Here is a 17,979-nt window from a genome sequence, read left to right on the forward strand (position 1 = left end):
CCGGGTCCCGTACGGGGACACGGCCGGCGGGTGTTGACAAAATTAAGTGTGCGCTCATTAAATATTGCTCATGAGCGAGTCACTCTCTTCATCGCCGCTTGCGTCGGCCAGGCGGCGGGGCCGGCCGCCGAAGAGCGAGGGGCGGGCGACACGCGATCTACTGCTTGACGCGGCCCTCGAATTGTTCGCACGGCAGGGCTTCGCGGCCACCACGGTCCGGCAGATCGCCGATGCGGTGGGCGTCCGCGACAGTGCCATCTACGGTCACTTCGCCGGAAAACAGGCCCTCTACGATGCGCTGTTCGCCGAGGCCGGGCCCGCCTCCCTGGACGGCCTGGAGATGGATGTGGACGCGCTGGTCCGCAAGGGGCCGCGAGAGGGCGTGCCAGAGCTGGTGGCGCGTGTGATGGAGGGGTGGTCCCGCCCCAGGGCCCGGTGTTTCATCAGCGTGCTGCTGCGAGAGGGCAGCGGGGCCGGCGGGCTGAGTGGTCTGGCCGCAGCGATCGAGGCAGCCAGGGACGAGCTGCAAGCACCGTTCCTGCGCTGGCAGCAGTCCGGGGCGGTCCGCGCCGACCTGCCGGCCCGGCAGATCGTGTGGGAGCTCTTCGCCCCACTACAGGTCCCGCGCCTGCTGCATCTGCACTCCCAGGCCACCGCCGACGACGTGTCGGCCGCTCAGCGCCTCGCCGACGAGCACACACGGTTCTTTCTGCGCTGCATCATCCCCATGGAAGGGAGCGACTGATGTACGAGCACCTTCCGGTCGTACACGAGATGAGCGAGCGCCCCCCGGGGTTCATCGCACCCAACCTCAGTCCGGCCGACCTGCGCCTGCAGCCGCAGGAGTTGGCCGAGGGGGTGTACGCACTGATGGCCAACGAAGTACCCAAGGACAACAACGGGCTCATTGTCGGTACAAAGGCGGCGCTCGTCGTCGACTCGGGTATCACTCCCGGCATCGGTCGCCACATCCAGGAGGTGGCAGCGGAGCTGACCGACAAACCTGTCCGCTATCTGGCCAACACGACCTACCACGGCGACCACACCTTCGGTAACACCGCGTTCGGTGAGGAGGTCACCGTGGTCTCCTCGCGGATCAACAAGGCGGCCATGACGGATCTCGCCGCGGAGAAGCGGCTCCGCTCGGAGAGCATGTACGGCGACCGGTCGCTGGACCACGTGCTTACCTGGCGCAAGCCGGATGCCGTCTTCGACCGGTTCTGCGAGATCGATCTGGGTGGCCTCGTGGTCCAGTTGTGGCATCTGGGGCCGGGCAACGGCTTGGGCGACACCGTCGTCCATGTGCCCGCCACCAAGGTGACTTTCACGGGCAACTTCGTGCTGCCGGCAGGGGTCACGCCGATGATGCTGAGGGGTGACCCCGTCAGCTACGCCCACAGCCTGCGGACCATGCGGGCGGTGCTCGATGTGGAAACGCTTGTGCCCGGACACGGTTACCTCGGCCCCGCCGAACCAGGCGTCTCGGCGTGGATCTCCTACCTCGAACACCTCGCCGCCGCCGTACACCGCGGAAAAGAGGCCGGTGTGCCGGTGGAGGTGCTGTGCGACGAGCTGCCCATGTGGGGGATCCAACCCGCTGCCGGAGCCCCCGAGCACTTCCAGGCGCTGGTGCGCTCGCTGCATCGGCTGAACGTACTGCTCACCTACCGCTGGCTCGGCGGAGTATCGACACAGGCACCCTGATGAGCATTGCCTCCCGGGTCATCGGGACTGGTCGGCACCGGGTGATCGTCGCACACGACTGGTTCGTCCCCACCCGCACCTGGGGCACCTTCCTCGACTGTCTCGACGGCACCGAGTTCACTTACGCTCTGCTGGATGCCCGGGGTTACGGGCGCCGGCGCGACGTGGCGGGTGAGTACTCCATGGAGGAGCTGGCCGGCGATCTGATCTCCCTCGCCGACCAACTCGGTTGGCGGCAGTTCTCACTCGTCGGGCACTCCATGGGCGCCAAGGCCGCACAACGCGCCATGGCCGACGCACCGGATCGGGTCCACAGGCTCGCCGCCGTTGCGCCCACCCCCGCGGGCAGCGCACCCATCACGGCGGGGCAGTGGGAGATGTTCACGGCCGCCGCGAACTCACCGAAGGCGCGCCGCGAGCTCCTCGACTTCGCGACGGGGAACCGGGCAGCGGGCGCGTGGCTGGACCGTATGGTTCGGGCGTCAGTGGAGGGGTCGACACCAACGGCGTTCGCCGCTTATGCGCGGTCCTTCGTACGCAGCGACTTCACCGACGACGTCACCGGCGCTCCAACGCCGGTCAAGGCCATCACCGGCCAGTACGACCAGGCCATCCCCACGGCTGCGATCGAGGAAGCCTGGCCGCGGTGGTATCCGAATCTCCAGTTGGAGGAGCTCGCCAATGCCGGCCACTACCCCATGCACGAGACACCGGTCGCACTCGCCGCCTCGATCGAGTCCTTCTTGCGAGCGGGACGCTGATCCATGCCAGGGCCCCCGCTCTACTCCCGAAGCTGCCTCCCGCAGCCACCGAAAATCCTCGAGCTGTTGAAGAGCACCGACCGTCCGGGCGAGTGGAGCGTCGGGACTGGTGCGGGTCCATGGCCGGAGCCGACGTGGCCGTCGGCTCCCTGCCGAGTCAGGTTCAGCGCACGGGCTCGGCGAATCAAGTGCTGGGTGCCTTCTTAGTCGGCCGGTCATCGAGTGAACGGGGAGGTCTGCCCCGGCCGCGCATCCGGGCCTCGGCCCCCACGGCCCGTCGTCGCTGCCGCTCAGCCAGCTGCAAGGACAAGCTTCGAACCGCACAGCGAGTCGACCACGGACCCTTTCGGACACACTCGGAACACAGCAACGAACCGAGTGACGCGAAGCGCCACCGTGGTTCTCTTCAAGCGGTCAGGCCAGGCCCAGTGACCTGACCAGGTCGAGCATTTCTGCGCGGTGCAGGGCGTCCGGGTTGCCCGCGACGGGGTGGATGTGGCCGTCGATCTCAAGAGCCACCAGGCCGTGCATCCTGCCCCAGACACGCAGAGCGAGCGCTGCCGCGGCGGGCGGCACGTCCGGGAGGTCTGCCTGGACCTTCGCGACGTAGTCGGGGTGGAGGTCGGACCAAGAGGTGTCCGCGGGCTGCAGATGCTGCGCCTGGGGCCATGCGGCGGCCACCAGGCGCGTCAGCTCGTGGCACACGCGTCGTGCCGTCCGGTCGACAGGCCCGTCCTCAGGGGGCTGGTATCCGGGGACGGGGTGGCCGTAGAAGAGCCGGAAGCTCTCCGGGTGAGTCAGCGCCCATTGCCTCAGGGCCTGCCCCCACGCCAGCAGCTTGCCGCCCGGGTCGTTGTCGGGGACGGCACCGGTGGCCGACTCCAGCGCCTCCCCGAGCGAGGTGGCGATTCCGCTGATCAGTGCCGTGACCAGATCGTCCCGGGTGGGGAAGTAGCTGTAGATCGCACGAGCGGTCATCCCCATCTCGCGGGCGATACCGCGCAGGGAGATCGCTCCGGGCCCGCCTGCTGCCATCTGTCGCAGCGCGATGGCCTCGATCTCCCGGCTCGTCTCTATTCTCAGCCGCTCCCGGCGACTCATCACGGCCGACGCTCGTTCACCCTCATCCATCCCCACCTTGCACAGGTTACAGCGGCACAATAGTCTCCACCGTGTCATTACTACACACCGTGTCCACAGGAGAACGGGGCCCATGCCTGCTTACGTCATCATCAACGTCGATGTACTCGACGAGCAGGCCGGGCTGGCCTACGCTCCCGTGGCCCAGGAGTCCATCCTCAGCCACGGTGGCCGTTACCTGGCGGCCGGCCCGACGCCCGAGCCTGTCGAGGGCACTTGGGATTCCTCCCGGGTCGTGGTCCTTGAGTTTCCCGACATGGATCGGATCCGGGAGTGGTACGACTCCCCCGAGTACCGGCGGGCCCGGCGGATACGACAGGACAAGGTTCGGGTGGGAATGCTGTTCGTCGAGGGCGCGCCCGCTGACGGCTTCTCCCTCCCGGGATGACTGCCCTGCTGATGTGATCGCACAGCAAGCCCTGAAGCGGTCACCTCAGGGCCGGAAGAAGTGGTTCCCAAGTCTGCCGAGGTGTAACCGTGCCCAGGTTCCGGGCTCATGGCCCCAAAACCTGGGCCTCTCAGCCATGCACCAGGCGGTCGATCCAACCCCGAGGGTCGACCGTGAGCCCTGAGCGAAGCCCCGTGGACAGTGACGCGCGACGGCGCGAAACCGTCAGTCGATCACGAGGGCGATCTTCCCGCGCACATGGCCGCTCTCCACTGCCCGGTGCGCCTGTTCGGCCTGTGCCAGGGGTATGGCCTGAGAGATCTCTATGTGCAGCTTCCCCTGCTCGTAGAGGTCGGTGAGGGCAGAGAGACGGGTGGGGGAGCGTTGAGTGCTGATCGCCAGCACCCCGAGTTCCGCCGCACGGTCGAAATCGGTGATCGTCCCGATGCGCTTCCGGTCCTCGATCAGTTCCACCGAGGCGTCCAGTGCCGCTCCGCCGATGCCGTCCGATGCCGCTGTGACACCGTTCGGCGCCAAGGCCCGGACCCGTTCGACCAGTCCCTCGCCGTACTCGACGGGCACGGCACCGATCGACCGCAGATAGTCGTGGTTGCGCGGCGCGGCGGTGCCGAGGACCGTGGCCCCGTACGCCTTGGCGACCTGTACGGCCACGGTGCCCACCCCACCGGCGGCGGCATGCACCAGGACGGTGTCACCGAATCCGACGCCGAGTTGCTCGATCGCGGTGTGCGCGGTCTGCCCCGATGCCGAGAAGACGCCTGCCACCTCCCACGGCATCGATGCGGGCTTGCTCACGATCTGATCGGTCGGAACCACCACGAATTCGGCATGGCCGGCCAGTAGCTCCCAGCCGATGACCTCACTGCCGATGGGGAAACCAGTGGCGTTCTCTCCTGCTTGGTCGATGACGCCGGCGAATTCGTTTCCGATGGTGCGCGGGAACCCGGCGGGCTGGCCGGGGATGGTCAGCCCACGGCGGATCGCGCAGTCGAAGGGCTGGATCCCGGCGGCCTTGACCCGCACCCGGACTTGGCCGGGTCCGGCCTCGGGGGTTTCGACATCGAGCAGTTCGACGACCTCGGGGCCGCCGAACGCATTGATCGCTGCTGCCTTCATACGAGGGTTCCTCTCGTTTCGCTCGGACAAGGAAACGGTGTCGCGCCTCGGTTCCGTGGCGCGGCCGGTCGCTCCGCGACCTCAGGTCGCGGAGCCGAGTGAGGGGTGCCGGCTCGTGCGCCGGCCAGGGCACCCGTGCCTGAGGCGCCCCGTGGCAGTGGGAACGCCGACCGGACGGTGGGTCGAACCCACACGCGGCGCCACCACGAACGTCACCTTCAGCAAGGTCACTGTCGTACCGTCAGTGGACGGACACCGGAGGTGCGCCGGGCTCGCCGGGGGCGGACTTTGAGGGGGCCTCGTGGTCGGATCCGGAATTCCGCGTCCATTCCTCGTTCAGCATCTTCAGCATCTCCTCGGCGGTCACCACGCCGTGCAGGACCTGCTGTCCTTCGATCACAAAGGACGGCACCGAGGTCACACCGGCGATGCGGGCGGCGTCCTGCTGGGCGCGGACGTCTCCGGCATATCGGTCGCCGTGCAGCACCGACGCCACTTCACTGTCCGGCAATCCCACCTCTGCGGCCAGGTCCCGGAGTACGCCGTGATCGGCGATGTTGCGCAAATCGGTGTGATAGGCACGGAAGAGAGTGTCGAGCATGATGTCGCCGGCGCCGTAGTCAACGGCGAGCTGAGACAACCGGTGCGCGTCGAAAGAATTCACCGGGCGCACCTTCTCGGGGTGGAGCGTAATACCTTCCCGAGCGCCAAGCTTTCGGATCCTGTCGAATACCTCGTCGATCTCGGAAGGCTGCATCCCGTAGTTGGTGACCATGAGGTCCGCCAGTCGATGCAGGGGCACGCGTGGCTGGTCCTTGCGCAGTTCGAAGGCGCGCCGGACGACGTGCACCTCCTGTGCGAGCGGGAAGTGTGCCATCGCCTTCTGCCAGCGGCGCTGTCCCACATAGCACCAAGGGCAGACGATGTCGGACCAGATCCGGACCCTGAGCATCAAGGGTTTCCTTCCGTGTGGAGCAGCCGGCCGCGGATCATGGTTCAACTTCAAGCGCACTTGAAGTCAAGTCGGAGCTGGAAGCACCTCAAGGGGCACCCGAGCCCATTCAGTTCCGAAGAAGTGTCCGGCACTGGTCTCCGGGCTCCTGGGAGGAAGGAAACCTCCGGATCCATCCTGAACATCCGCCAAGTCGGGACTTCGCAGGCGTCTACGCCGTGAAGAAGTCGGTGAGTGCGCGGCCGATGTCGGTGGGGGCGTTCTCCGTGGGGATGTGATCCGCATGTGGGATGCGGACGAGTGAGGTGTGGGGGATCTCCGAGGCGAACCGCTCGGCGTATTCGACCTTCTCGTGGAGGTCGTCCTCGCCCCAGATCAGCAGCTTGGGCGTGGTGGACCGCCGCAGTGCGGGAACGAGGTCGAGGGTGTAGCGGTTGTCGGCCGCGGCCGCCAGGGCCATCCAGGAGCGGCGAACCCGCCCATCGGTCCACGGGGCGACATAGTCCGCGATCAACGGCTCGGTGGCGGCACTGCCCAGCACTCTGGTGACCGCCTGTCGGCGGGCGGCGAGCACGTCCTCGGCCGTGTCCCCCTCCCGGAACCGGGCCACGTGGGGCGCGGGCCAGGAGTCGTAGAGAACCGAGTTGACCAGGGCGAGCCGGGACACTTCGAGCAGGTCGTGGGCGAGGAGGTGCTGGGCGATGGCGCCACCGATGTCGTGGCCTGCCACGGCGACGGGGCGGGGGAGGTGCAGCGCGGAGGCGAATCGTGTCACCCAGTCGGCGAGGGCCGGAACCGTGGCTGTTTCCGGGGTGAGTCGGCCTCCTGAGCGTCCCAGTCCGGGCAGGTCGACGGCGAGGGGCCGCAGCCCCGCGTCGGCGAGGTGGCCCAGCACAGGGAGCCAGACACGGCTCCAGTACGTGCCGTGCAGCAGCAGGACGGGCGGTCCGTCGTGCCCCGCGGTCAGATAGCTGGTCGGTTCGCCGTCGACCTGGACTTCGGTCCGCAGCACTGTCGTTTCGGTGGTTTCCCTCATGGGGCCACTGTGGTCTGTGCGCGCCCCGCGGCCGAGAGTCAAGAAAGACGTCCAAGGGTACATTCGTGCCATGAGACCTCATCGGGTGGTGGCCCTGCTCAACCCGCCTCAGTCGCCGTTCGAGCTCGCCTGCGCCACCGAGGTCTTCGGCACCGTCCCGCGGGACGAGTCACCCCGCTACAGCTTCCGGATCTGTGCCGAACACCCAGGCCCTGTGCGGACCACGGCCGGCTACGAGATGCTCGTCGACGCGGGGCTGGAGGCCCTGGAGCAGGCGGACACCGTGGTCGTCCCCGGCTGGCAGCCGCCCGGCGCTCCCGCGCCACCGACCGTCATCGCGGTGCTGCGGGCCGCCCACCGGCGCGGGACGAGGATCGTCGCCATCTGCACGGGCGCCTTCGTGCTCGCTCAGGCCGGACTGCTCGACGGCCGCCGCGCCACCACCCACTGGCGCGACACCGCCCGACTCGCGGCCGCCTTCCCCGAGGTGCAGATCGACCAGGACGTGCTGTTCGTGGACCACGGCGACGTGGCGACCAGCGCCGGAACCGGCGCGGGCATCGACCTGTGCCTGCATCTGGTACGTTCCGACCACGGCGCGGCCTACGCCGCCCAGATCGCCAGGAACATGGTGCTGCCGCCGCACCGGGAGGGCAGTCAACTCCAGTACGCGGCACAGCCCGTTCCGGCCAAGACGGACGAGTCGTTGGCGCCGGTGCTGGAGTGGGCCACCTCCAGGCTCGACACCCGGCTGACGCTCGACTGCCTTGCCGAACGCGCCGGGCTCTCCCGTCGGACCCTTGCCCGGCGGTTCGCCGAACAGCTCGGTACCAGCCCGGGACAGTGGCTGCTCGGTCGGCGCATCGACGCGGCGCGGGTGTTGCTGGAGCAGACCGACCTGCCGGTCGAAGCCATCGCCACCCGTGTCGGACTCACCTCGGCAGTCAACCTGCGCCGCCGTTTCCGGACGCATATGGGCACCACACCGGGCGCCTACCGACGCGCCTTCAGCCAAACCTGACGGCGGAGTCGGGCGCCGCATCCGCCTTCGCGAGCGGAACACCGAGCCGATCGTGCTCAGCCCTGGTTTCCCAGGAGCTCATGCGACTCGACCCCTACGCACGCAGGCCGAGGGCGTCGGACAGGTCGCGTAGGCACTCCTCGAAGACGGGCTCCAGGTCGGAGTAGGCGAAGTCGAGTTGGTGCAGGACTTCCATGCACAGCAGGCCGTACAGCCTGGTCCAGCAGGACAGGAAGACGTGCGCGGCCTCGGGGGGCAGGCGCCCGTCGATGCCGGCGGAGTAGGCGGTCAGTTGCTCGCGCAGCGAGGCGGGCAGGTCGTCCAGCTCGGGCACCGGGAAAGGTCGTGTGTTCCACAGCTCGACCGTCAGGTCCAGCAGGACCCGCTCGAAACGCTGCCCGGCCTGGTGGCGCGCCGAGTCCGACTGCCGGTTGGTCGGGGTGATCGGGCTGGCGAAGATCCAGCCGAACTCGGCGGGGTGGGCGCGTGCCCAGGCGCGCATGGCTCGGCAGGCCGCGAGGATGCGTTCGCCGACCGGCGCGTCGGCGTGGGCGTCACGGGCGTGCTCCATGGCAGTGGTCAACTCGAGGAAGAAGTCCGCTGTCACCGCGCCGACCAACTCGTCGTGGCCGGCGTAGTAGTGGTACAGGGCCGGGCCGCTCATGCCCACCTGTCTGGCGACCGCGTTGATGGTCACCGCAGCCGATCCCTGTTCGACCAGGAGCTTGCGCGCGGCCGCGTGGATCTCCCCGAGGGTCGCCCGGCGCAGCCTCTCCCGCCTGCTGCTGGTCCCTGCGGACATCGTCACCCCTCTTGTCGCTCCGTCGGCCCCGTCGGCCGCTGGCTCCGTTGACATCCTAGGGTGTCTATGCTTCCTTAGGGCTTCTAAATCAATCTAGAACCTCTAAGGAATGCGCATGGAGTACTGGTGGTGGGTCCTTCTCGTGCTGCTGCTCGTCATGGCCGTGTGGTGGGGGTTGTCCAGGTCCGCCCATGTCCGTCGCGGCTCACGACCCCGGAAGACAACGACCATCAAGGAGACTCGGCGATGAAGGTGATCATCGTGGGGGGTGGCATAGGCGGGCTGACCGCAGCTGTCGCTTTCCATCAGCGCGGCTGGCAGGTGGAGGTCCTCGAACGGGCTCCGGAATTCACCGAGATCGGTGCGGGAGTCTCGATCCAGCCCAACGGTCTGCGAGCGCTGGACACGCTGGGCCTCGGCGATCGTCTGCGCTCCTGCGGGCCGGCCGATCCACCGGCGGGCATCCGTCGTGCGAACGGGAGCTGGCTGATCCGCAACAACATCGACGACCTGAAACTCCGCTTCGGTCAGTGGGCGACCGTGCATCGGGCCGCCCTGGTCGACCTGCTGCGCGCGGCCCTGCCCGCACAGGCGCTGCGGCCCGGCACCGAGGTGCGCGGTGCGGGGCCCGACGGCACGGTCCGGCACGGTGGAGGCACCTACGCCGCGGATCTCGTGGTGGGCGCCGACGGCGTGCACAGCGCGACACGGCGTTCCCTGTGGCCCCACATGCCCGGGCCGCGCTACGTCGGATACACCACCTGGCGCTTCATCGCGCCACCCCAGCCCATCGAGGGGAGCGTGGAAACGTGGGGCCGAGGCGAACGCTTCGGGTATGCGCCGATGCCGGACGGCCGCATCTACTGCTACGTACTGGCCAACGCCCCGATCGGCTCGCACGTCCACCTGGAGCGGCTGCGCGAGCGCTTCGCACACTGGCACGGCCTCGTCCCCACACTCCTGGACACCGCGGACGAGGACGCGGTGCTGCAGCACGACACGTACGAGCTGCCGGAGCTGGCCACCTACGTCTCCGGGAAGGTCGCAGTGATCGGAGACGCCGCACACGCCATGACCCCCAACCTGGGGCAGGGCGCCTGCCAGGCACTTGAGGACGCGGTCACCCTCGCCGCGACGGCGGACACCCTCGGGGTGCGTGCGGGGCTGGAGGAATACGACCGCCTCCGCAGACCGCGCACCCAGATGATCGCCCGCCGCTCCCGGCAGATCGGCGCTCCCGCGCACTGGACATCCCCGCCCCTGGCCGCCCTGCGAGACGTGGCTCTCCCACTTCTGCCCGAGGGGCTCATCAGCCGCTCGGCGGCGGCCGCCTACACCTGGACGCCCTGACGCCCCCGCCTCCCGGACGACTCCCTCCGCCCGCCTGCTCGAGTCCGGCCCGATCGGTGGCGCGCGAACGCCTCGGGGCCGCCCCCTGCCGCATCCTGGAAAACGTACGTCCTCACAGGTCACGAGGGACGCCTTCGTCATCGAGGGGCTCGTGGGCGTGCATCGCTCGGTGGGGGCGCCTTCAAAGCTTGCGCACGAATTGCACACAACCCCTCTGCAGGCGGGCTCCGATGGTCTACATTGACCGTGCTTCGCATGTTTGGACACGAGGCGACAAATATTGATCTAAAGGTCAAGCGCTGCGAAAAGCCAGTAATCCTGTCTCTGGCGCCAGATCCATGGGTGCTCGATTCTTGGATCCCGAGCCGGGGTCCCGGGGGCGGGGAGCACCCGAGGTTCGACGAGTTCCAGGCACCTCGACGGTTGGGCAGGACATACGAGTCCCTGTCGCCCGGTGGGTGTGGTCAAGCACTGCTGCAACAGCCTGAGGCCATTCGCGGGGGCGGAGGCCGTCCAGGGGGAGGAACAGCGCGGCGCGGGGGGCGGGGGCCTCCCGCAGGAACAGTGTTGGGCGAATACGTCGAACCACTGGTGACCTGGGGGGTCCTGTGCGGCAGGGCGAATTAGTCGACCCGTTTCCGTCTGCGCGTGAGCGTCTGGCGAACGGGGCAATCAGCCGGCCCGCGATCGATTGGGAGCAGCGGTACCGCCGTACCGTGATCGCGAGCGACACCGTGGCCACCGCCTTCGTGGTGGCGGCGATCGGCATCTTCTTCGGGGCCCGGGACGCGGCCAACTGGCACGAGAAGTGGGGCATTCTCGCATTCGGCACCGAACTGCTGGTGCTGGGAGCGCTTGCGGTGAGCCGGGCTTGGGCTCCGGCCGCGCTCGGTGAGGGCGCCGAGGAGTTCCGCCGGCTCGGACGCTCGCTGTTCACGGCGGCCGTCGTACTGGCGCTCGGCGGGATAGCCCTCACCTCGCGCAACATCAAGCTCTGGATCTTCGTGGCGATCCCCGCGATCGCGCTCGTCACCATGACCGCGCGGTATCTGCTGCGTCTCTCGCTGCACAAGCAGCGGACGGAGGGAAAGTGCCTGCGGCCGGTGCTCGCGGCCGGGAGTCCGGCCACCGTGCGCGATCTGATCGCCCGGGTCCGTAAGTTCCCGCACCTCGGCTGGCGGGTGGAGGCGGTGTGCACCCCGGACGGCCTCGGTTCCGACGGCGACCACCTGGACGGGGTGCCGGTCGTCGGCCGGCTGGCCGACGTCGCAGGCCATGTCCGCCGGGACGGCTACCGCGTTGTCGCGGTCACACCGGATCCGCACTGGTCACCGGACCAACTGCAGCGGCTGGCCTGGAACCTCGAGGGCAGCGACGCCGAGATGGTCGTGGCCCCCGTACTGATGGAGGTGGCCGGCCCGCGGCTGCACGTCGACGCGGTGCTCGGGATACCGCTGCTGCGGGTCAGCATGCCGGCCTTCACCGGGGTACGCCGCGCGGTCAAGGAGGCCGTCGACCGGATGGGCGCGGCGCTGTTGCTGGTGCTGTTCGCACCGCTGATGGTGCTCGTCGGACTGCTCGTGCTGGCGGACAGCCGGGGTGGGGCGTTCTACCGCCAGCGCAGGGTCGGCAAGGACGGCCGCGAGTTCACCATCCTCAAGTTCCGCACCATGGTCGCCGGGGCCGACCGGGTACGTGCCGAGCTGGCCGATCGCAACGAGGGCGCCGGGCTGCTGTTCAAGCTTCGCCGGGATCCGCGGGTGACCCGGGTGGGAGCGGTGCTGCGGCGGCACTCGATCGACGAACTCCCGCAGCTTTTCAACGTACTCACCGGGTCGATGTCGCTCGTCGGTCCGCGGCCTCCGCTGCCGGAGGAATCCGCTGCGTACGGCCCGGACATCCGGCGTCGGCTGCTGGTCAAGCCCGGGCTCACGGGCCTGTGGCAGATCAGCGGACGCAGCGATCTGCCGTGGGAGGAGGCGGTCCGGCTGGACCTGCGGTACGTGGAGGACTGGTCGCTCGCCCTGGACGCGGTGATCTTGTGGAAGACCTTGCGTGTGGTGCTTCGTGGCCAGGGGGCCTACTGATGCGCGGGGGTTCGTTGCTCGACAGTTCCGCCGGCGCATCTACCGCAGGCCGCAGGGGCCTGCCTGGGGGAGGAACGGGTCATGAGGGTCAGCGTCTTGGGCCTCGGCTACGTGGGCTGCGTGTCGGCCGCGTGCCTGGCCAGTCTGGGGCACGAGGTCATCGGGGTGGATGTGAACCAGGCGAAGGTCGACCTGGTCAACGACGGCAAGGCCCCGGTGGTCGAGGAGCGGATCGGCGAGCTCATCGCCGAGGTCGTGCGCTCCGGAGCGTTGCGCGCCACCGGTGACGTCCGCGAGGCGGTCATGGGCAGCGAGGTGTCACTGGTCTGCGTGGGTACGCCGTCGGAGCCCAACGGCAGCCTGTGCACCACGTATCTGGAGCGGGTCACCGAGCAGATCGGCGCCGCTCTGGCGGACCGCGGTGGGGGCGGGCGGCAGACCGTCGTGTTCCGCAGCACCATGCTCCCGGGTACCTGTCTGAACCTGCTGGTACCGATCCTGGAGAAGTACGTCGGCGGCACGGCCGGGGTGGACTTCGGAGTCGTGGTCAACCCGGAATTCCTGCGCGAGGGCACGAGCGTGCGGGACTTCTTCGACCCGCCCAAGACCGTCATCGGCGAGTTCGATCCGGACAGCGGCGACGCGGTGGCGGCGCTGTACGACGGCTTGCCCGGCGAGGTCTTCCGGGTGCCGGTCCCGACGGCCGAGGCGATCAAGTACGCGGACAACGCGTTCCACGGTCTCAAGATCGGCTTCGCGAACGAGCTGGGCGCGGTGTGCCAGGCGCTCGGGGTGGACTCGCACCAGGTGATGGATGTGTTCCTGGCCGACCGCAAGCTGAACATCAGCCCCGCCTATCTGCGGCCCGGCTTCGCCTTCGGCGGCTCCTGCCTGCCCAAGGACCTGCGCAGCCTGGTCCACGCGGCGCAGCGGGCCGATGTCTCGGTGCCCATCCTCGCCCATGTGCTGCCCTCCAACTCCGACCATCTGCAGCGCGCGGTGGAGTTGGTCGAGCGCACCGGCAAGCGCCGGGCGGGCCTGTTCGGGCTGTCCTTCAAGCCCGGCACCGACGACCTCCGCGAGAGCCCGCTCGTCGAACTGGCCGAGCGGCTCTTCGGCAAGGGCTACGACCTGCGGATCTACGACGCCAACGTCAGCCTCTCCCGGCTGCTCGGCGCGAACCGCGAGTACATCGAGACCCGGCTGCCGCACCTCGCGCAGCTGCTGGCGGACTCCGTCGGCGAGGTGCTCGAACACGCCGAGGTGTGCCTGGTCGGAACCAGGGACCCGGCCGTGCTGTCGGCGCTGCCGCATGGGGACGGCCCGCTGCTCATCGACCTCGTCCGCCTTCCCGACGCCGAGACGCGCCGGGCCGAGCAGGGGTACATGGGCCTTGCCTGGTGACATAACGTCCGGCGGCACAGCCGGCGGCGACCGGCCGGGACGGCGCGCGCTGATCCTGGTGGAGAACCTGTCGGTGCCCTTCGACCGGCGGGTGTGGCAGGAGTGCACGACGCTGCGCGACGCGGGCTGGACGGTGCACGTCATCTGTCCCCGGGGGGAGAAGCGGGACACGGAGCCGGAGGCGGAGATCGACGGGGTGCGGATCCACCGCTACCCGCTGCGCGCGGCCACCGGAGGGCCGGCCGGCTATCTGCGGGAGTACGGATCGGCGCTGTGGCACACGGTCCGGCTGGCCCGCAGGATCGGCCCGGTCGACGTCGTCCACGCCTGCAACCCGCCCGACCTGCTGTTCCTGCCGGCGCTGTGGCTCAAGCGGCGCGGCGCGCGGTTCGTCTTCGACCAGCACGACCTGGTACCCGAGCTGTATCTCTCCCGGTTCGACCGCGGCCAAGACCTGCTCTACCGCGCCGTGTGCGCACTGGAACGGCTGACCTACCGGGCCGCGGACGTCGTGCTCGCCACCAACGACAGCTACCGGGAGGTCGCGCTGCGCCGCGGCGGGCGGCGGCCGGGGGACGTCTTCGTGGTGCGCAGCGCACCCGACATCGACCGGTTCCACGCCGTACCGCCGGAGCCGGAGTTGAAGCGCGGCAAGCCTCATCTGCTGTGCTACCTGGGGGTCATGGGCCCGCAGGACGGCGTCGACTACGCCTTGCGGGCGCTGGCGAAGCTGCGCGACGAGTTCGAAAGGACCGATTGGCACGCGGTGTTCGTCGGCGGCGGCGACACCTTCGACGCGATGGTGGAGCTGTCCGGGCGGCTCGGGCTCACGGAGCAGGTGGAGTTCACCGGGCGCGTCCCGGACGCCGATCTGGTGCGCTACCTGTCCACCGCTGACGTGTGCCTCTCGCCCGATCCGCGCAATCCGCTCAACGATCTGTCCACCATGAACAAGGTCCTGGAGTACATGGTGATGGGCCGGCCGATCGTCTCGTTCGACCTGAAGGAGGCCCGAGTCTCGGCCGGGGACGCCGCCGTCTACGCGCCCGCCGACGACGAGTCCGAATTCGCCGGGCTCATCGCGCTGCTGCTGGACGATCCGCAACGGCGGGCCCGCATGGGCAAGATCGGCCAGGAGCGGATCAACGGGCAGCTTTCCTGGCGGAACTCGCAAGCGTCGCTGCTCGCCGCCTACGACGTCGCCTGCCGTGGCCGCACTCCGGTGTCGACGGGCGGCCCCGTCCCGACAGGGAAGAGGCGGCGCCGTTGAGCGATGACACGATACGCCTGGTCACCATCGGGCGGATTCTCCGTCGGCGCTGGCGGCTGCTCACCGTCCTCGCCGTGATCGGCGCGCTGGTCGGATACGGCACCTCGGTGCTGTTCCCGCCGCGTTACACGGCGTCGGCATCGGTACTGCTGCCGGGGCAGTGGGAGGAGCGCGAACTGCTGACCCAGGCGGAGATCGCGACCAGTTCGGCGGTGGTCGACCGGGCGGCCGCCACACTCCGCTGGAAGGGCGTCGGCGGCGGCGAGCTGCGGGATCGGGTGAGCGCCAGGACAGCCGACGGGAACATCATCAAGATCTCCGGCACGGCCGGCACCCCGCAGCGCGCGCAGCAGCTCTCCGACCGGGTGGCCCAGCAATTCGTCACGTTCGCCGCGCGGATCGCGGACGAGAGCGCCGACCCGGACGCGGCGGCGGGGGCCGAGGCACTGCGGCAGAAGGTGGCGCAGACCAACCGCCGCATCACCGACCTGGCCGATGCGGCCGATCCGGGGCGGACCGTGGAGGGCGTGCAGGCCCGCACCGAGCTGGAGAAGCTGCGTACCGCGCTGCAGGAAGCCATGAAGAAGCTGGACGACGCCGCCCCGGCGACCAACAAGGCCGGCATGGTCGTCATGGGGCCGGCGGCCCGGCCGACCGGCGAGGCGCCGCCGACCAGGACGCAACTCGTCGTCGCCGGGGCGCTGCTGTTCTTCCTGCTCGCGGTCCTCGGCCATCTGGCCGCCGCCCGGGTGAGCCGCCGGCTTTGCACCGAACCGGAGATCGCCGCGGCGCTGGGCTCGGTGCTGCTGGGTACCGTCGAGGTGTCTGACGAACGGCCCGCCCACCGGCCCGGAGGCAGCGGCCCATGGGCCCGGATCCGCCGGCTGCTGGGCGTCGACACCCGGTGGCACCTGCCGACCCCGCGGATGTCCGGCGACGAGGCCGACAGGCGGATCCGCTACCGGCGGGTGTGCGCCCGCCTGCGGGAGCAGCTGCCGGCCGCCGGGCAGCTGCTGGTTGTCGTACCGGACGGCGACGAGATCGCCCGCCGGGCCGCCGGGCAGCTCGTCGCCGAGGCCGAGAGCGATCCTTCCTGTCACTCTTCGAGTACGGAGCACCCCCTGTCGCTGGTGGGAGTTCCGGTGTCCCGGCCGCTGGTGCCGGACCGCGACACCGAGTCCGGCGCCCTGGTCGTGCTCAGCGCGGGCAGCTGGACCGCGGGGGAGCTCGCCGGCATCGCCGAGGCGTGCGCGGACGCGGGGCACGAGGTCGTCGGAGTCGTCGTCGCCGGCACGGTCCGGGCCCGTCCCACGCGTACCCGGTCGGCCGGCCGTCCTCCGCAGCACGCCACGCCGTCGAGCGCGGTCGGTGGCGCCGTGAGGGGAGGTTCGGTGTGACGACGAGCGAGACTTCTCAGCCGTCGGCCGCCACCCCACTGCTGGACCTGCAGGCGCTGGCGGTGGCGGTGCGCAGACGCCGCCGCCTGTGGTGCTCCTTGGCGCTGCTGGGGCTGCTGGTCGGTGTGGCGGTGGCGGTCCTGCTGCCGCCCCCGCCGACCGCGGTGACCAAGGTGCTGGTCACGCACCAGGAGGACCAGCCGAACGACACCGGGACGCTGATCCGCACCGATGTCGAGCTGCTGGGGACCACGCGGATCGCCGAAAAGGCCCTGCGGTCCCTCGACTCCCGGCAGACCCCGGAGGACTTCCTCCAGGAGTACCGGGCCACCGGCGTGACCAACAACCTGCTGCGGATCGAAGTGACAGGTGACAGCGACGCGGAAGCGGTGGCCCGGGCCGGGGCGCTGGCCGATGCCTTCGTCGCGGACCATGTGCGACGCATGCGGCAGACCGCGAAAGCCGAGTCCAAGGCGCTGCTCGACCAGCGTGACCGTATGCGGGACGAACTCGCCGAGGTCAACAAGGCGATCGGAGGCCGGTCGTCGGCCGATAGGGACCCGAAGGCCTCGGCGCGCATCGAGTCGCTCTTCGCCCGCCGGGCCGAGCTCAACTCGCGGATCGCCGAGTTCGACCAGCGCGCCGCGGAGGCGCGCACCGGCACGCCCCGGATCATCGCCGGAACGCAGATCGTGGACGTCCCCCGCGCGGTGCGGCACTCCCTGCCCGGGGCCGCCGCCACCAACGCCGCAATCGGGCTCCTCCTCGGACTCGTCCTCGGGCTGGTGGTGGCCGCGGTCGGCGCGGTGGTGGCCGACCGTCCCGTGCTGCGCCGGGAGATCGCGGCGAACCTGGGCGCCTCGGTCATCGCGGAGCTGCCCGGCGCGGCCCTGCGGCCGGGCAGGCTGTGGCGGCTTCGGCGGACCCGGGCGGCACGGACAAGGCTCACCGCGACCCTGGCCCGTACCGTGCGCGGCTCCGCGGAACCGCTGTCGCTGCTGGAGCTGGGCTGTGCGCGCAGCACCAGCGTGCTCGCCCTGGATGTCGCCGGGGAACTGACGCCGGAGCTGCCGGTGGTGATCGTCGACGGTCTGCCCGGTACGCAGCTCGCACACCGCCGCCGGCAGCCGGGAGCCCCGGCCGTGGTCAGCGGCGACCGAGCCGACGCCGGGCCGCCTCAGGAGCGCCGGCTCGGCGTCGGCTCGGTCGCGCCCGGCACGGCGTGGGCCGACCTCCGGCACCTCGGCACCCGGACCGTACTCGTCGTGCGTGCCGGGCACGGCAGCGCCGCATGGCTGCACACCGTGGCGCGGCACCTGGCGGACCAGCGCATTCCGGTGATCGGTGTGGTGCTGATCGACCCCGATCCGCGTGACCGCAGCGACGGCGCGCTGTGGGACGGGCCGACCACCGCGCTGCGCGGTCGGAGCGAGCGGTCGGCCGGGCACAACGGCGCGGACCGTCGGCAGCCGGAGCGGCTGACGATGTGGGCCGCAGGGGCTCCGGACAACGACCAGGAGGCGCGGTAGG

The 17,979-nt window shown here is 69.9% G+C and carries 16 protein-coding genes; 11 read left to right on the forward strand and 5 right to left on the reverse strand.

Going from position 1 to position 17,979, the window contains the following annotated elements:
• Window positions 1–70: 70 nt before the first annotated feature.
• From JW613_RS16990 to JW613_RS17000, 3 genes are read left to right on the forward strand one after another with little or no spacing between them, the layout of a single operon-like run.
• Window positions 71–745, forward strand: a complete 675-nt coding sequence (locus JW613_RS16990; protein ID WP_209211650.1) for a TetR/AcrR family transcriptional regulator — start codon at window positions 71–73, stop codon at window positions 743–745.
• Window positions 745–1,704 (forward strand): MBL fold metallo-hydrolase, encoded by a 960-nt coding sequence (locus JW613_RS16995; protein WP_245225797.1) that lies wholly within the window; start codon window positions 745–747, stop codon window positions 1,702–1,704. Before JW613_RS16990 ends, JW613_RS16995 begins: the two co-directional genes overlap by 1 nt.
• Window positions 1,704–2,465: an alpha/beta fold hydrolase gene (locus JW613_RS17000; RefSeq protein ID WP_209211651.1), complete on the forward strand. Its 762-nt coding sequence runs from the start codon at window positions 1,704–1,706 to the stop codon at window positions 2,463–2,465. The genes JW613_RS16995 and JW613_RS17000 overlap by 1 nt, the downstream gene beginning before the upstream one ends.
• Before the next feature lie 414 nt (window positions 2,466–2,879).
• Here the strand turns inward: JW613_RS17000 and JW613_RS17005 are convergent, their stop codons facing one another.
• The gene (locus JW613_RS17005; protein ID WP_209211652.1) at window positions 2,880–3,596 is read right to left on the reverse strand and encodes a TetR/AcrR family transcriptional regulator; all 717 of its coding nucleotides are present in this window, start codon (window positions 3,594–3,596) and stop codon (window positions 2,880–2,882) included.
• Window positions 3,597–3,678: 82 nt separating this feature from the next.
• Here JW613_RS17005 and JW613_RS17010 point away from each other — a divergent pair, with 82 nt between their 5' ends.
• A complete protein-coding gene (locus tag JW613_RS17010; protein WP_209211653.1) occupies window positions 3,679–3,993 on the forward strand; it encodes a DUF1330 domain-containing protein in 315 nt (104 codons plus the stop codon).
• A gap of 225 nt (window positions 3,994–4,218) precedes the next feature.
• Here the strand turns inward: JW613_RS17010 and JW613_RS17015 are convergent, their stop codons facing one another.
• The 3 genes from JW613_RS17015 to JW613_RS17025 all read right to left on the reverse strand — a co-directional run bounded on the left by JW613_RS17015 (window position 4,219) and on the right by JW613_RS17025 (window position 7,118).
• On the reverse strand, window positions 4,219–5,130 hold the full coding sequence (locus JW613_RS17015) for an NADP-dependent oxidoreductase (protein WP_209211654.1): 912 nt from the start codon (window positions 5,128–5,130) through the stop codon (window positions 4,219–4,221).
• 241 nt (window positions 5,131–5,371) lie between these two features.
• Entirely contained in the window at window positions 5,372–6,082 is a 711-nt protein-coding gene (locus JW613_RS17020) for a DsbA family oxidoreductase (RefSeq protein ID WP_209211655.1), read from the reverse strand.
• Between the two features lie 211 nt (window positions 6,083–6,293).
• Window positions 6,294–7,118 carry an alpha/beta fold hydrolase gene (locus JW613_RS17025; RefSeq protein WP_209211656.1) on the reverse strand — a complete coding sequence of 275 codons (825 nt, stop codon included), beginning with the start codon at window positions 7,116–7,118 and terminating at the stop codon, window positions 6,294–6,296.
• 70 nt (window positions 7,119–7,188) lie between these two features.
• On the opposite strand from JW613_RS17025, the gene JW613_RS17030 reads away from it, so the two are divergent.
• Entirely contained in the window at window positions 7,189–8,139 is a 951-nt protein-coding gene (locus JW613_RS17030; RefSeq protein ID WP_209211657.1) for a GlxA family transcriptional regulator, read from the forward strand.
• A 94-nt stretch (window positions 8,140–8,233) separates the two neighbouring features.
• On the opposite strand, the gene JW613_RS17035 is transcribed toward JW613_RS17030, so the two are convergent.
• Complete coding sequence (locus tag JW613_RS17035; RefSeq protein WP_209211658.1) at window positions 8,234–8,941, reverse strand: TetR/AcrR family transcriptional regulator; 708 nt, start codon at window positions 8,939–8,941, stop codon at window positions 8,234–8,236.
• A 246-nt stretch (window positions 8,942–9,187) separates the two neighbouring features.
• Between JW613_RS17035 and JW613_RS17040 the strand changes: the two genes are divergently transcribed.
• From JW613_RS17040 to JW613_RS17065, 6 genes are all read left to right on the forward strand, one after another.
• Window positions 9,188–10,291, forward strand: coding sequence for an FAD-dependent monooxygenase (locus JW613_RS17040; protein WP_209211659.1), 1,104 nt, complete (start codon window positions 9,188–9,190; stop codon window positions 10,289–10,291).
• A 608-nt stretch (window positions 10,292–10,899) separates the two neighbouring features.
• A complete protein-coding gene (locus JW613_RS17045) occupies window positions 10,900–12,378 on the forward strand; it encodes a sugar transferase (protein WP_209211660.1) in 1,479 nt (492 codons plus the stop codon).
• 81 nt (window positions 12,379–12,459) lie between these two features.
• The gene (locus JW613_RS17050; protein WP_209211661.1) at window positions 12,460–13,782 is read left to right on the forward strand and encodes a nucleotide sugar dehydrogenase; all 1,323 of its coding nucleotides are present in this window, start codon (window positions 12,460–12,462) and stop codon (window positions 13,780–13,782) included.
• The gene (locus JW613_RS17055) at window positions 13,772–15,052 is read left to right on the forward strand and encodes a glycosyltransferase family 4 protein (protein ID WP_209211662.1); all 1,281 of its coding nucleotides are present in this window, start codon (window positions 13,772–13,774) and stop codon (window positions 15,050–15,052) included. The genes JW613_RS17050 and JW613_RS17055 overlap by 11 nt, the downstream gene beginning before the upstream one ends.
• On the forward strand, window positions 15,049–16,449 hold the full coding sequence (locus JW613_RS17060; RefSeq protein WP_209211663.1) for a Wzz/FepE/Etk N-terminal domain-containing protein: 1,401 nt from the start codon (window positions 15,049–15,051) through the stop codon (window positions 16,447–16,449). The genes JW613_RS17055 and JW613_RS17060 overlap by 4 nt, the downstream gene beginning before the upstream one ends.
• Window positions 16,446–17,978, forward strand: a complete 1,533-nt coding sequence (locus JW613_RS17065) for a Wzz/FepE/Etk N-terminal domain-containing protein (RefSeq protein WP_209211664.1) — start codon at window positions 16,446–16,448, stop codon at window positions 17,976–17,978. Before JW613_RS17060 ends, JW613_RS17065 begins: the two co-directional genes overlap by 4 nt.
• Window position 17,979: the final 1 nt, after the last annotated feature.

Origin of the sequence: Streptomyces smyrnaeus (genome assembly GCF_017676345.1) — a bacterium.
GTDB classification, from domain to species: Bacteria; Actinomycetota; Actinomycetes; order Streptomycetales; family Streptomycetaceae; genus Streptomyces; species Streptomyces smyrnaeus.